Consider the following 13,342-nt stretch of genomic DNA (forward strand, 5'->3'; position numbering starts at 1 on the left):
GACTGGCAATGTGCGGAAGCGGGCCGCTAGGCTTTACGCAGCCAGAAGGAGGCCCCGTAGAGGTTCAGGCCTTCAAGCGGGCCGCCGCGGAACAGATCGGCGGCGTAGTCGGCGAGGGCCGCGTCCTGGCCGGCGTACCAGCAGGGGAACAGGATCTCGAAGGCGTCCGAGCCGAACAGCAGCGCCGCGGCGAGCAGGTACTGCTCGTTCCACAACCGAGCGACATGGCCGCCGATGTAGTCGTCCGGCAGATAGATGTCGTGGATCTGGACGATCACGCCCGGCTTCAGGCGCGGCAGGATGTCGAGGAAGAAGGCGGTGACGTCCGAGCCCTGGAAGGCGCGGTGGGACGAATCCAGGAAGAAGACGTCGCCGGGATCGAGGACGTCGAACATCGCCGGATCGCAGGTTTCCAGCGGCTTGCGCAGGACCTGGTCGCAGAGCGCGTCGATCTCGTTGCGGGGCTGCGGATCGATCGAGATCAGCTTGGTCTGCAGGCCGTAGCGGCGGACGGCGCGGTGCGCGAACTTGGTCGAGACGCCCGAACCGACCTCGACGAACCGCTTCGGGTTGGTTTGCCGCAGCATGTTGGTCAGGATCATGCCGTCCAGCGGCGGGAACCAGCCGTTCATCCAGAACGGCTGGGTGGAGTCGTAGTGGCCGTTCCAGGCGATGTCGGCGAAGTCGGCCTGGATCTCGGCGATGGCGGCGAACTGGCGCGCATAATCGGTGCGCCGCCCGTCAATCAACTCCAACAGTCGCGGGTGCGGAGGCCGCCCGGCGCCGTAACGCACGGTGGCGCGGTAGGGATAGTCGGAGAGCTTGAACTCGTGCACCGCCCGTTCGGTGGCGAAGGCGATATCGGCCGGCGGGGTCGTCGGCGGGCCGTGCACGGCGCGGCCATAGGCTTCGGCGGCCTCGTCGGAAGCCCCCACCCGATGCAGGGCGGCGGCCAGGTCCCCCCAGGCCTTGGGCGGCGTGTCCGGATCGGCGGTCGCCTGGCGCAGCAGTTCGATCCCCTCGTCGCGCCGGCCGAGCTTGAACAGGGTGACGCCCAGGAATCGCTGGGCGTGGGGATGGTCGGGCGTCTCGGCCAGCATCTGGCGGAAGATCTGCTCGGCGTGGTGCAGGAAGTGCTCGCGGAGCCGCAGTATCCCGAGTTGCAGCAGACGCTCCAACCTTGGGATATCCGACGCGGCCATGCTCAAGTCCTTCGCCGTTCCAGCTCCTGCTCCCAGCGCAGGGCGTCGGCGACGATGACCGACAGTTCGTCGAAGCGCGGGCGCCAGGCGAACTCGGTCCTGATGCGCGCGTTGTCGGCGATGACCGAGCCGAGGTCTCCCGGCCGGCGTCCACCGACGACGTAGGGGATCTGGCGGCCGGCCGCGGCGCTGACCGCGCCGACCACGTCGAGCACCGAATGGCCGCGGCCGTAGCCGCAGTTGAGCACGTGGCTGGCGCCGGGATCGTCGAGCAGACGCTGCAGCGCCAGGATGTGGACCGCGGCCAGGTCGCTGACATGGATGTAGTCGCGCACGCCGGTGCCGTCGGGGGTGGCGAAGTCGTCGCCGTGGACGATGAGGGCTTCGCGCTTGCCTACCGCGACCTCGACCGCCGCCTTCATCAGGTGGGTGGCGCCGATGCCGGACGGACCGGCGCGGCCGTGGGCGTCCGCGCCGGCGACATTGAAGTAGCGCAGCGCGCAATAGTTGAAGTCCGCGTTCGCCACGGCGATATCGGCCAGCATCCGCTCGGTCATGAGCTTTGAACGGCCGTAGGGCGTTTCGGGTTCGACGCGGTCGCGCTCGGTGACCGGTCGCTCGGGGGTGACGCCGTAGACCGCCGCGGTCGAGGAAAAGACGAAGTGGCGGACGCCTTCGCCGATGACGCTTTCCAGCAGCGAGCGGCTGGCTGCGGTGTTGTTGCGATAGTACTTCAGCGGATCGGCGACGGACTCAGGCGCGACCGTGGAGCCGGCGAAGTGCAGGACCCCGGCGATCGCGTGCTCGCGGATGGTCCGGCGCACCAGGGCGTCGTCGTCGATGGCGCCCTGGACGAAGACCGCGCGCGGGTCCACGGCCCAGCGGAAGCCGGTGACCAGATTGTCGATGACGACGGTGGGATAGCCGGCGTCGAGCAGTTCAAGAACCGCGTGGCTGCCGATGTAGCCGGCGCCGCCCGTGACCAGGATGGCGGGCTTGGCCCCGCCGATCTCAATCGCCATTGACCTTCCTCCCCAGGGCGCGGATCTCCGCCTCGACCGTAGCGCCCCACACGTTCCAGCGGAGGCGGTCCTCGAACGCCGCCCGAGCGGCGCGGGTCATGGCGAGGTAGCGGGCCTCGTCGGCCCAGATTTCGCGGATGCCGGCGACATAGTCCTCGACCTCCGCGTCGGCTGCGAACAGCAGGCCGTTGGAGCCGTGCTTGACGATCGCCCCGACGCCGCCGGTGTCGCGCGCGAGAGAGGGCAGGCTGAAGGCGCAGGCCTCGCAGTAGACGAGGCCGAACGCCTCCTGCTGGCTGGGCATGAACAGGAAGGACGAGGTGCGGAACAGCTTCTCCAGCAGCGCCGCCTGCTCGGGCTCGGTCTTGCTCAGATGGCCGTGGTGGACCACGCCCGGGACGCCGAAGGTCTCGGCCGGCTTGCAGCCGACGATGTGAAGTTCCGCGTCGCCGATGTGCCGGCGCAGGTCCTTGAACACCTTCAGCACCAGCGCCCCGCCCTTGCGAGGCCAGTCGTAGCCGACAAAGAGAAGCTTCAGCTTGTCGCCCTTCGTGACACGCTCGTAGGCGGCCGGCTCGACGTCGAAGTTGGCGCCGAGCGGGGCGATCCTGAACCGCTCGGTCGGGACCTGGTAGTACTCGGCCGCCGAGCGCGCCGCCCAGTCGGAGGTCAGCATGATCGGCTGGTTGCGGTTGATCAGGCGACGCTGCAGCGCGTTGCCGATGCGCCGGCTACGGCCGTTCAGCGGGCGGTACTTGGGATAATAGTCGACCAGCGGCCCGAACAGCGCGTCGGCGACGTGCAGCACCGGCCATTTGGGGTCGATGTAGGCGACCTTGTGAGCCGCGCCGATGGAGATCACGGCGTCGGCGTCAGCCTCGGTCAGGCGCTTGTCGAGCCAGTGGCCGAACGCGCGGGTCACCACCGGCTCGCGCGACACCAGCACCCCGATCGCCGCCAGGCTGGAGGCGTAGCGCAGGCTTTCATCGACCCGCGGGGTGTCGATCACGGTGAGGTCGTTGAACCGCCGGCTCAGTTCGCGCAGCGCATAGTAGGGTATGCCGCTCCAGGACGAGCGGTTGAAGGGACTGCCTAGCGAGACAAAGGCGATACGCACAATGACTCCCGCTCACCAGCACATTGGCGCTAGGCCGATGGCTACCAAAGGTATTTGAATAGTGTAGTTCGAATTCTGCACGTTTTCACCGCGAAGTTGGATCATGCCGAACCTGATTTCCGTCGTCATACCCGCGTACAACGCCACCCCGACGCTCGCCGAGACGTTGCGGTCGGCGCTGCGGCAGACCCATGCGGAACTCGAAGTGATCGTCGTCGACGACGGCTCCAAGGACGGAACGCGGGCGATGGCGGAGTCCTTCGCGGCCGAGGATCCCAGGGTGCGGGTGATCTCCAAGGCGAACGCGGGCGTGGCCGCCGCGCGCAACACCGGCATCGATGCGGCGCGGGGCGACTTCATCGCGCCGCTGGACGCTGACGACCTGTGGCATCCGGACAAGCTGCGGCTGCAGCTCGAGCGGTTCACGAACGGGCCGCCCAGTCTGGGCCTGGTCTACAACTGGTATCGCCGGATCGATACGTCCGGCCGGATCATCGACATCTCGGCCGCGCCGGTGGTGGAGGGCTGGGTGCTTTACCGGCACCTGGACTGGAACTTCGTGTCCAACGGCAGCACGCCGCTGATCCGGCGCAGCGCCCTGGGCGACGTGCGTTACGACCCTGGGCTCAACGCCGTCGGCGCCCAGGGGTGCGAAGACTATCTGATCCAGCTGCAGATCGCGTTGAACCACCAGTTCGCCTGCGTGCCGGCCTATCTGACCGGATACCGCCGGACCGACGGGGCGATGACCGAGGACGTCGGGCGGATGATCCGCTCGCACATCCAGATGTACCGGGTGCTGTGGCCGGACCTGGACGACACGGCCCGCAGGCTCGCACGGCGGCGGATGGCGGGCTTCTTCGCCGAGTACGCGCGCAACCGCGCCCGCCGCGGCCTGGCCCGCGAGGCGATCGGCGCCGTGGGCCAGGCGTTCGCGCACGACCCGCTCGGCGCTCCGCTCAAGCTGGCCGAGCAGGCGCGACTGACGTTCGTCTATCTCAGCCGAGGCCAGGGCGGGCGCGCGGACCGACCGATCGATCCACGCCACTTCGACGCCTATTCCGACAGCGAGATCGACACGCCCTGGGATGCGAGGCGCCGGCTTCAACGGTTCAAGAGCCTGGCTGCGCTCGACGCCGCGTACGATCCGGGCATGGTGGAGCGTCCCGCTAGTTAGGGTCCATGAGCAGCGGCGCGGGCGCGAGAGCCGGCGTGGTCTTCTGCTGGCCGATCTGCAGCTTGAACCATTCGAGCGTGCGACGGATGCCGTCCTCGTAGGGAATGTCCGCGGACCAGCCCGGAAGGATCTGGTTCATCCGCGTCAGGTCCGGCCGGCGATTGGTCGGGTCCTGAGGGACCGGCGGCATGAACTCGATCGACGTGCCGGGCACCAGCTTGGTGATGTATTCGGCGACCTCAAGCACCGAGATCTCGCGGTCGTTGCCGACGTTGAGCGGGCCCGGATAGCTGATCTGATCACGCCAGAAATAGCGTTCCAGCGCGTCGATGATGTCATCGACATAGCCCCAGCTGCGCGATTGCAGGCCGTCGCCGTAGACGGTGAGCTTGCCGGTGGTCAGGGCCTGACCGAGGAAGTTGGACACCGCGCGGCCGTCGTCGATCCGCGTGCGCGGGCCATAGACGTTGAACAGGCGCACGATGCGGATGTCGATGCCGTAGACGCGGCGGCATTCGAACAGCAGGGACTCGGTGCACCGCTTGCTCTCGTCGTACGACGAACGCGGGCCGGTGCAGTCGACCGAGCCGCGGTAGTGCTCGGGCTGGGGCGAGATCAGCGGGTCGCCATAGACCTCGGACGTGGAGGCGAAGGAGAAGCGCCCGCCGTTGGCCAGCAGGTTGCGCAGGTTCATGGCGCCGCCGAGGTTGGCCTGGATGACGCCGACCGGGTCGCGCATGTACCACGGCGGCGAGGCCGGCGAAGCGAGGTGGATGATTTCGTCGAAGCGTTCCGACGTCGAGAACTGCTCGGCGGGCGCGACCTCGATGTGCAGGCGCGGGTCGGATATATGCTTAAGGTTGTCCCTCGTGCCGGTCCAGAGATTGTCCACCACGAGAATGCGGTCGACATCGGACCTCAACAGGAGGCGATCGATCAGGTGCGAGCCAAGGAAGCCACAGCCACCGGCGACGAGTACTGCCTTTCCCACATTCACCCCCAGTTGTGAACGGTACAGCCAAGCACCACCCAGAAGAAATCTGGCTCGACGACCTGCTGGTGAGGGCAGTCGACGTCCCGAAAACGGGGTGGGCGAAAGTTACGCGATAATCCGAGACTTATAGGCTGTACATTAGTCGATTTACGTTCGGATACATCCCGAAAAAACGTCATTCTCCATTTTGGAGAATTCCGCGCGAATGCACACCATATGCGGCAGGGGTTTCTGAGCGGTTACAGTCTAGGTCGACTCCGTACGCCGCCCGTGGGGGCCGAGTGCCTCGAATTTTCTTGGCTGCGGGGCAGGCAAGCGTCGCCTTGCGACGTCGCCGCCGCCCCGGCGCTGAACTGCGGTCTGTCGTATTCTAAATATTCCATAGCAGAGATTGCTAAAACAGCGCGAGGTTGTGCGCGTGATGGTTGTATTGGGTGATGCTTATCGTAAGAATGACGTGCGGCGTACAGTCAAGGTCGGGAATTCGGGTGAAATTATCGCTGAGGTTGTCAATTGTAACTACAGTATAGATCGCGATGAATTTCATTATTCGTCATAATTTTCTATAACCAAGCTTACGTTTTGGCCCATTTCTCTTGACCTTGTGCTGAGTGCGTATCGATATGGCGGCCGAAGCGATCGTCAGCGCGGTAGGGACGCCCGCCGAGTTGCGCTTCACGGAGTTGGTCGTCCGGGGCTGGGTGAGGCTCCTTCCAGCGACCACGACCGGCGGCCAGGGCGCGGCCAGGCCAGGTAGGCGCGCGCCGTCGTGTGTGACGGACGCTGCGCGTCGGCGACGCCCGTCATCTGAAGACGCGCAGAGGTGCTGCGCATTTCCGACGTGCGCATGGGGGGTGGAGGACACCGATGAGCACGCCCCTGCAACGCGCCCGGATCGAGCCGATCACCGACAATCTGCCGCGGCCGACCTGGTCGGTGATGATCCCGACCTACAACTGCGCCGGCTATCTGGGCGAGACCTTGAGCAGCGTGCTCGATCAGGCGCCGCGGCGCGCGGACGAGATGCAGATCGAGGTGGTTGACGACGGTTCGACCGACGATCCTGAAGCGGTCGTGCGGGCCGTCGCCGGCGATCGGGTGGTCTTTCACCGCCAACCGCAGAATGTCGGGCACATCCTCAACTTCGCGACCTGCCTGAGCCGCGCCCGGGGGCGCTATGTCCACCTGCTGCACGGCGACGACCGCGTCGAGCCGGGCTTCTATGCGGCGATGCAGAAGGGGTTCGAGAGTTCGCCGGAGATCGGGGCCGCCTTCTGTCGGCATCGCTACATCGATGGCGACGGGCGCGAGCTCTCCGTTCCCGAGGCTGAGCAACCACGGGCCGGTCCGCTGACCGGCGGCGTCGAGCGGCTGGCCGAGGAGCAGCGGATCATGACCCCGTCGATCACCGTGCGGCGGGATGTCTATGAAGAGCTTGGCGGCTTCGACCCGCGGCTGGTCTGCTCCGAGGATTGGGAGATGTGGGTGCGCATCGCCGCGCGTCGCCCGGTCTGGTACGAGCCCAAGGTGCTGGCGGGCTACCGCATGCATGAGAACTCGAACACCGGCCGCCATTACCGACTCGCGCAGGAGCTGGGCTACACCCGACGCGCCATCGAGATCTTCAGCGAGTACCTGCCGCCGCCGCGGGCGCGGGCCATCACCCAGCGGGCTCGGTTGACCTATGCCGACACCGCCCTCAACAATGCGCGCAGGTTCGCGCGGAGCGGGGATCGGCAAGGAACGTGCGCGCATCTGCTGGCGGCGATCAGGCTAAGCGCGACCCCGACCGTACTGCGGCGGGCGGCCGCGATCGCATTGACCCTCACCTTCATCGCCCGGGGCGCCCACGGCGTCTGATCCGCATCGGGCTGTCCGGGTGCGGGGCGGTCAGCGCGCGCTACTACGCGCCGGCGCTGCTGGCGCTGGAGGCGGCGGGGGAGGCGCGGCTGGTCGCCGTTTTCGACCCCGATCCGACGGCGATGCAGGCGGTCTGCGCGCGACTGCCTGACGCGCGCACCTGCGCCAGCTACGAGGATCTGCTGACGGCCGAGCTTGATCTGATCCTGGTGGCCTCGCCGCCCCGGCGCCATGCCGAGCAGACCATCGCCGCGCTGGCTCGCGGGCTGGCGGTTCATTGCGAGAAGCCGCTGGCGATGTCGGGGGACGAGGCGGCCCGCATGGTCGCCGCCGCGCAGGCCGCGGGCCGGCCGTTGACCGAGGGGCTGGTGCGTCGCCGCTTCCCTTCGGTGCAGGCCATCGCCGATCTTCTGCGCCGCGGGGTGATCGGGGACCTGGCGACCGTGGACGTCTTCGAGGGCGGCCCGTTCGACTGGCCGGTCAGTTCGCCAGCCTATTTCAGCCGCGCCGAGAGCGGCGGCGGGGTGCTGCGGGACCTCGGTCCGCACGTGTTCGACCTGCTGATCGGCTGGCTCGGGGAGCCGCAACTGATCGAATGCCGGGACGACGCCCGCGGCGGCGTCGAGGCCAATGCGCGGGTCGTGCTGGATTTCGGCGGCGTGCGGGCGAAGATCCGCCTCAGTCGAGATTGGGCGCGGCCCAACCGCTTCGTCTTTCAGGGTTCGGCCGGCAGGATCATCTGGACGCCGTACGAGACCGATCGGTTGGCGCTGGAGCTCGACGGTCAGGTCGCCGCGTTGATCCTGGAGAAAGGCGGCGACTTCCAGGACGCCTTCACGGCACAGCTGCGGGCGGCGATCTCCGGCGTGCCGGAAGCGGGCCGCGGACAGGAGCCCGGTCTCGCGGCTCTGGGGACAATCGATCTGTGCTACGCGCGGCGCCAGCCGATGGCTGAGCCTTGGATCGACGTCGGCGCAGCGCCATGACCCGGATCGCGATCCTGGGCGCCAACGGCTTTGTCGGCAACCGCGCCGTCGAAATGCTGCATCTGTCGGGGCGGCAGGTGCTCCCGATCGTCCGCCGGGCCAGCGCCGCGGCGCTTCCGCGCCGGTTCGACCTGGACGTCCGGGTGGCCGATGCGGGCGACCGCGCAACCCTGGCCGCCGCGTTGCGCGGCTGCGACGTCGTCGTCTCGGCGGTGGCCGGCGACCCGCAGGCCATCGTCGGCGCCGTCGAGCCGGTCTATCGGGCCGCGCAGGACGCCGGGGTCTCGCGGCTGATCTATCTGAGCAGCGCCTCGGTCCATGGTCAGGCGCCTGCCGCCGGCGCCGACGAGGACAGCGCGCTCAGCGACCGCCAGCCGATGGCCTACAACAACGCCAAGGTCCGGGCCGAACGCCTGCTGGCCGAGCTCTCGCGTGACGGCGGAGTCGAAACGGTGGTGCTGCGTCCGGGCATCGTGTTCGGGCCACGATCGCAATGGGTGGGAGGCTGGGCCGACGAGCTGCTGTCCGGCGAGGCCTATGTGGTCGCCGGCGCGCGCGGGGCTTGCAACTCCATCTATGTCGACAATCTTGTCCACGCGATCGGCCTGGCGGCGACATCGGATCGGGCGGCCGGACGGACCTACCTGCTGGGCGACCGCGAGCAGCCCAGCTGGCGCGACCTCTACGGGCCGATCGCTGCGGCCCTGGGCGTCGACTTCGACGCGCTGCCGGACATGCCGGCATCCGCCGCCCCCGGCCCGGCGGCGCCCTCGCGGCTGGAGCAGCTGCGCCGCTCGCCGCTGGTCAAGGGCCTGGCCGGCGGTCTGCCGCGGCCGGTCCGCGTCGGGATCGGGGCTGGGCTCAAGTCGTACCGCGCGCGCGCCGCCCTGGCCGCGCCGGCGCGGGCGGGGCCCGAGGTCTCGCTGGAACGGGCCTTGCTACAGACCGGCTCGGTCTGGATTTCCTGGACTCGTGCCGAGGTGGAACTTGGTTACGTTCCCGTCGTATCGTTCGGGGAAGGGCTTCGTCGTTCCATCGCGTGGCTCGAGTCCGCAGGTTATCCAGTTGTGTCGTAAGAGGACAGGGTGGGGCGATGACAGCCAGAGTAGCGGTGATCATACCGACCTATAATCACGCACATTACCTGGCTGCGGCGATCGACAGCGCGCTGGCGCAGACCGTGCCGCCGGCCGAGGTGATCGTCGTTGACGACGGCTCGCGCGACGATCCGGCGGCGGTGACGGCGCGCTATCCGACGGTCAAGTTGATCAGGCAGGAGAACCAGGGCCTGTCGGCGGCGCGCAACACAGGCATGCGGGCGGCCGACAGCGAGTACCTGGTTTTTCTCGACGCCGACGACCAGCTGCTGCCTGACGCCCTGGCCAAGCAGCTCGAGCTGTTCGCCCAGCATCCCGACTGCGGGATGGTCTACGGCTCCTATTGCTATGTCGATGCGGTGACCCGCGAGATCACTCCCGCGCCGCTGTTCCCGCCGGGCGAGGATCCGTTTGCGACCTTCCTGCGCTGCAACTGCATCGGCATGCACGCGACGGTCATGTATCGCGCCGACCGGCTGGAGGCGGTGGGGGCGTTCGACGCCTCGCTGCGCGCCTGCGAGGACTACGACGCCTATCTGCGCATGTCGCGCAACTACGCGATCGCCGCGCGGCCGGAGATGATGGCCGAGTACTGGCAGCACGATCAGAACATGTCGCGCGACACCGCGATGATGCTGCGCTCGGTGCTCGGGGTCGTGCGCCGTTATCGGGCCGCAGCCGACGAGCGGCCGGAATGGCGCGCGGCGGTGCGCGAGGGCGAGGCCCGCTGGATCCGGTTCTATTCCGACACCTGGCTGATGAACCTGCTGGAGAACCGCAAGGCGGCCGGGCTGGTCCCGCTGATGCGGCAGGCCGTCGGGATCACCCAGATTTCGCCGCGCGCCCTGCCGGCCAGCGCCGCGCGTATGGCCATCGCCAACACCCGCCGCGGCGTGCAGTCGGCGCGATCGGCGCTGCGCCGCCGCCTGGCGCAGCGGGCGGGAGGTCCGAATGGCCCCGCCTAGGGTCAGCGTCATCATCATCGTCTACAACGGCGAGACCTATCTGGCTGAAGCGATCGACAGCGTGCTGGCCCAGACCTGGCCGGATTACGAACTGCTGGTCGTCGACGACGGCTCAGATGACGGCAGCCGCGAGCTGACGCAGAGCTATGTGGACGCCCATCCGGACCGCGTGCGGCTGCTGCGTCACCCAGGCGGCGTCAATCGCGGGATGAGCGCGACGCGCAATCTCGGTCTGACCCACGCCAAGGGCGAGTTGGTCGCCTTTCTCGACGCCGACGACATCTGGGCGCCCGGCAAGTTGGCCGAACAGGTCGCGATCCTGGACCGCGAGCCCGAGGCCGGCATGGTCTATGGACGGGCGCTGATCTGGCACGCCTGGATGCCGGACGCCGCCGAAGACGACTTCGTCTACGACCTGGGCGTCGAACCGGACCGGCTCTACCGGCCGCCGCACCTGTTCCATCTGCAGCTGAAGAACGTCTACCAGACGCCGACCTCCAGCGGCTCGCTGCTGCGCAAGTCGCTGGTCGACGGGGTCGGCGGCTTCGAGGCCGCGTTCAAGGGCATGTTCGAGGACCAGGTGTTTTACGCCAAGGCCCTGCTGGCCGCGCCGACCTATGTCGCCGACGCGGTGTGGTTCAAGTATCGGCAGCATCTGCAGAGCGCGACGGCCGAATCCGCCGCGGCGGGCGCCGACGACCGGGCGCGGCTGCGCTATCTCGGCTGGCTGTCGCGCTACCTGGCGGCGCAGCGGGCCGACCCGCAGGCGCGGCAGGCCGTGCGGAGCACGATCGCCGACCTGCGGCTGAGGATGGCTAAGAACGTGGTGCGGCGTCTGCTCGGCAAGGCGCCCCGCTGATGGCCGAAGTCTCGGTGATCACGCCGTTCCTCAACGCCGAGGCCTATATCGAGCAGGCGATCGCCTCGGTGCAGGCCCAGACCTTCGCCGACTGGGAGCTGCTGCTGGTGGACGACGGCTCCAGCGACGCCAGCCCGCAGATGGCGGCCGCCGCGGCCGCCGCCGACGGACGGATCCGGGTCCTGGCGCCCGATCTGGCGCGGCGCGGCGCGGCCGCGGCGCGCAACCGCGGCATGGACGCTGCGCGCGGGCGCTTCGTCGCCTTCCTGGACGCCGACGACCTGTTCGAGCCGACCAAACTGGCCTTCGAGCTCGCCGTGCTGGAGCGCGCGCCGCAGGCGGCGTGGATGTACGGGCCGACCCTGTGGTGGTGGGAGGGCGAAAACCCCCGCACCTGGACCGAGTCCATGCGCCGTTTCGCCGGCCGGACGCATCCGGGTCCGTCGCTGTTCAACACGGTGCTGCTGGGCCAGCAGGGCGATGTCCCGTGCACCTGCGCAGTGCTGATCCGCCGCTCGGCGATCGAGGAGGTCGGCGGCTTCGAAGAGCGGTTCGCGCTGTACGAGGACCAGAGCCTCTGGGCCAAGCTGCTGCTGCGCCATCCGGTCTATGTCGCCGACCAATTCCAGTCCCGCTATCGCCAGCATCCGGAGTCGACCTCGAACAAGGCCAGCGAGGGCGGCGACTATGATCGCTTTCGGCCGCATGCGGCGCGGATCGCGTTCCTGACCTGGGCGGCCGAGCATGCCCGCGAGCATGGGCTGATGACGCCGCAGACCGAGCGGGCCTTTCGGCTGGCCTTCGCGCCCTACGACCTGCCGGATTGGCGGCTCGGACCTGGCGATCGCCTGGCCCTGGCGGCGCGGCGGGCGACCGACGCCGCAGTGCGGGCGCGCCGCGCCGTAAGGCGATCCGTGCGCGGCGTGGTCGGCCGTTAGACCCGGCGCGAACCGCTAAGATAGAAGCCGAGACCCGAGAGGTAGCCGCGGATCTCCAGGTCCAGGAACCGGTCGCGCGGTTGCGAGCGGCGGAGCGCCCGGCGGCCGTAGCGCACCGGCAGGCTCAGGAAGGCGCGGCGCAGGTCGCCGAGGCGGCCCGTTCGCTCGAACTGGACGAGAAGCGCCGCCGAATGCCCGCGCATGTAGCTGAACAACTGGCGGGCCAGGCCGTCGTCGGATTCACGATGGTAGTGGAAGGCGACTGAGGACGGCTCGTAGCGGCAGACATAGCCGTTGGCGAGCAGCCGGTGCCAGAACTCGGAATCGCCCGAGCAGCCGGCGCGGCCCACATCCAGCCGCTCGTCGAACAGGCCGGCCGTGGCGAAGACCTGGCGACGGAACGCCATGCTGGCCCCCGCGCCGATCTCCCAGGCCGGAAAGGCCCGCCGCTCGGCCTGGAAGGCTTCGGGGGTGTAGTCCCGAGGCTCGTAGCCGCGCGCGAAGCTCCAGTAGGTCTCGAAGTGCAGCTGGGCGGGCGTGGCCAGCTCGGCCGGCAGCACCAGTCCGGTCACCGCCCCGATCTCGGGCGCGTCGAAGGCCGCGCCTAGGTTCTGCAGCCAGTTCGGGTGAAGCAGCACGTCGTCGTCAGTGTAGGCGACAATCTCGCCGCGCGCGGTCGCCGCGCCGGTGTTGCGGGCGTAGTCGAGGCCCGGCCGGTCCTCGCGGACATAGACCACCCCGGCGTCCAGGGCGGCTGCGCGGGTGGCCTCGCCGCTCGAGGCGTTGTCGACCACGATCACTTCCAGCGGGCGCAGGGTCTGGGCCGGCAGCGAGGCCAGGCAGCGGCGCAGTTCCTCGGGGCGGTCGCGCGTGCAGATCACGACGCTCACCGACGGCGGCTGCGGCGAGAGACTCAGCCGGATTCGGCGCTTGGCCGGGGCGGTGCGGCGCATGACGCCGTCGCTGCCGGTCAGCGCCTGGGCGACGGGCAGGCCCGCGTCCCAGAAGACGGTCATGGCGGCGGCCGGATCCGGCTCGGCAGACAGCGGGCGATGACTGACGCCCGGCGTCGCCACGCCGGGGCCGATCGGGTCGGCGGGGGGCGGGCTGGTCACCATCGGCGGC

At 68.8% G+C, this 13,342-nt stretch carries 12 protein-coding genes; 7 read left to right on the forward strand and 5 right to left on the reverse strand.

Annotation, left to right across the window (positions count from 1 at the left end; translation table 11 throughout):
- Positions 1–26 precede the first annotated feature (26 nt).
- The 3 genes from OUA97_RS08680 to OUA97_RS08690 are packed head-to-tail and all read right to left on the reverse strand — an operon-like array spanning position 27 to position 3,341.
- Positions 27–1,202 carry a class I SAM-dependent methyltransferase gene (locus tag OUA97_RS08680; protein ID WP_267231462.1) on the reverse strand — a complete coding sequence of 392 codons (1,176 nt, stop codon included), beginning with the start codon at positions 1,200–1,202 and terminating at the stop codon, positions 27–29.
- 2 nt (positions 1,203–1,204) lie between these two features.
- Positions 1,205–2,224 carry a UDP-glucose 4-epimerase GalE gene (galE, locus tag OUA97_RS08685; RefSeq protein WP_267231463.1) on the reverse strand — a complete coding sequence of 340 codons (1,020 nt, stop codon included), beginning with the start codon at positions 2,222–2,224 and terminating at the stop codon, positions 1,205–1,207.
- A complete protein-coding gene (locus OUA97_RS08690; protein WP_267231464.1) occupies positions 2,214–3,341 on the reverse strand; it encodes a glycosyltransferase family 4 protein in 1,128 nt (375 codons plus the stop codon). Before OUA97_RS08690 ends, galE begins: the two co-directional genes overlap by 11 nt.
- 103 nt (positions 3,342–3,444) lie before the next feature.
- Between OUA97_RS08690 and OUA97_RS08695 the strand changes: the two genes are divergently transcribed.
- Positions 3,445–4,518 carry a glycosyltransferase family 2 protein gene (locus OUA97_RS08695; protein ID WP_267231465.1) on the forward strand — a complete coding sequence of 358 codons (1,074 nt, stop codon included), beginning with the start codon at positions 3,445–3,447 and terminating at the stop codon, positions 4,516–4,518.
- On the opposite strand, the gene OUA97_RS08700 is transcribed toward OUA97_RS08695, so the two are convergent.
- On the reverse strand, positions 4,511–5,509 hold the full coding sequence (locus tag OUA97_RS08700) for an NAD-dependent epimerase/dehydratase family protein (RefSeq protein WP_267231467.1): 999 nt from the start codon (positions 5,507–5,509) through the stop codon (positions 4,511–4,513). The genes OUA97_RS08695 and OUA97_RS08700 overlap by 8 nt on opposite strands.
- Positions 5,510–6,379: 870 nt before the next feature.
- Here OUA97_RS08700 and OUA97_RS08705 point away from each other — a divergent pair.
- From OUA97_RS08705 to OUA97_RS08730, 6 genes are read left to right on the forward strand one after another with little or no spacing between them, the layout of a single operon-like run.
- Positions 6,380–7,372: a glycosyltransferase gene (locus tag OUA97_RS08705; RefSeq protein ID WP_267231468.1), complete on the forward strand. Its 993-nt coding sequence runs from the start codon at positions 6,380–6,382 to the stop codon at positions 7,370–7,372.
- Positions 7,258–8,358, forward strand: a complete 1,101-nt coding sequence (locus OUA97_RS08710; protein WP_267231469.1) for a Gfo/Idh/MocA family protein — start codon at positions 7,258–7,260, stop codon at positions 8,356–8,358. Before OUA97_RS08705 ends, OUA97_RS08710 begins: the two co-directional genes overlap by 115 nt.
- Positions 8,355–9,434 carry an NAD-dependent epimerase/dehydratase family protein gene (locus OUA97_RS08715; RefSeq protein ID WP_267231470.1) on the forward strand — a complete coding sequence of 360 codons (1,080 nt, stop codon included), beginning with the start codon at positions 8,355–8,357 and terminating at the stop codon, positions 9,432–9,434. The genes OUA97_RS08710 and OUA97_RS08715 overlap by 4 nt, the downstream gene beginning before the upstream one ends.
- 17 nt (positions 9,435–9,451) lie before the next feature.
- Entirely contained in the window at positions 9,452–10,420 is a 969-nt protein-coding gene (locus OUA97_RS08720) for a glycosyltransferase family 2 protein (protein ID WP_267231471.1), read from the forward strand.
- Positions 10,407–11,279, forward strand: coding sequence for a glycosyltransferase family 2 protein (locus OUA97_RS08725; RefSeq protein ID WP_267231472.1), 873 nt, complete (start codon positions 10,407–10,409; stop codon positions 11,277–11,279). The genes OUA97_RS08720 and OUA97_RS08725 overlap by 14 nt, the downstream gene beginning before the upstream one ends.
- Positions 11,279–12,217, forward strand: coding sequence for a glycosyltransferase family 2 protein (locus OUA97_RS08730; RefSeq protein ID WP_267231474.1), 939 nt, complete (start codon positions 11,279–11,281; stop codon positions 12,215–12,217). The genes OUA97_RS08725 and OUA97_RS08730 overlap by 1 nt, the downstream gene beginning before the upstream one ends.
- On the opposite strand, the gene OUA97_RS08735 is transcribed toward OUA97_RS08730, so the two are convergent.
- The gene (locus OUA97_RS08735) at positions 12,214–13,332 is read right to left on the reverse strand and encodes a glycosyltransferase family 2 protein (protein ID WP_267231475.1); all 1,119 of its coding nucleotides are present in this window, start codon (positions 13,330–13,332) and stop codon (positions 12,214–12,216) included. The two genes, OUA97_RS08730 and OUA97_RS08735, sit on opposite strands and share 4 nt — an antisense overlap.
- Between the last annotated feature and the right edge of the window lie 10 nt (positions 13,333–13,342).

Origin of the sequence: Phenylobacterium sp. 58.2.17, assembly GCF_026411515.1 — a bacterium.
Lineage (GTDB): Bacteria > Pseudomonadota > Alphaproteobacteria > Caulobacterales > Caulobacteraceae > Phenylobacterium.

Coding starts and splice junctions, on each gene's coding strand:
- OUA97_RS08715 (WP_267231470.1), top strand. CDS start 8,355: ATGACCCGGATCGCGATCCTGGGCGCCAACGGCTTTGTCGGCAACCGC.
- OUA97_RS08695 (WP_267231465.1), top strand. CDS start 3,445: ATGCCGAACCTGATTTCCGTCGTCATACCCGCGTACAACGCCACCCCG.
- OUA97_RS08730 (WP_267231474.1), top strand. CDS start 11,279: ATGGCCGAAGTCTCGGTGATCACGCCGTTCCTCAACGCCGAGGCCTAT.
- OUA97_RS08680 (WP_267231462.1), bottom strand. CDS start 1,202: ATGGCCGCGTCGGATATCCCAAGGTTGGAGCGTCTGCTGCAACTCGGG.
- OUA97_RS08720 (WP_267231471.1), top strand. CDS start 9,452: ATGACAGCCAGAGTAGCGGTGATCATACCGACCTATAATCACGCACAT.
- galE (WP_267231463.1), bottom strand. CDS start 2,224: ATGGCGATTGAGATCGGCGGGGCCAAGCCCGCCATCCTGGTCACGGGC.
- OUA97_RS08725 (WP_267231472.1), top strand. CDS start 10,407: ATGGCCCCGCCTAGGGTCAGCGTCATCATCATCGTCTACAACGGCGAG.
- OUA97_RS08705 (WP_267231468.1), top strand. CDS start 6,380: ATGAGCACGCCCCTGCAACGCGCCCGGATCGAGCCGATCACCGACAAT.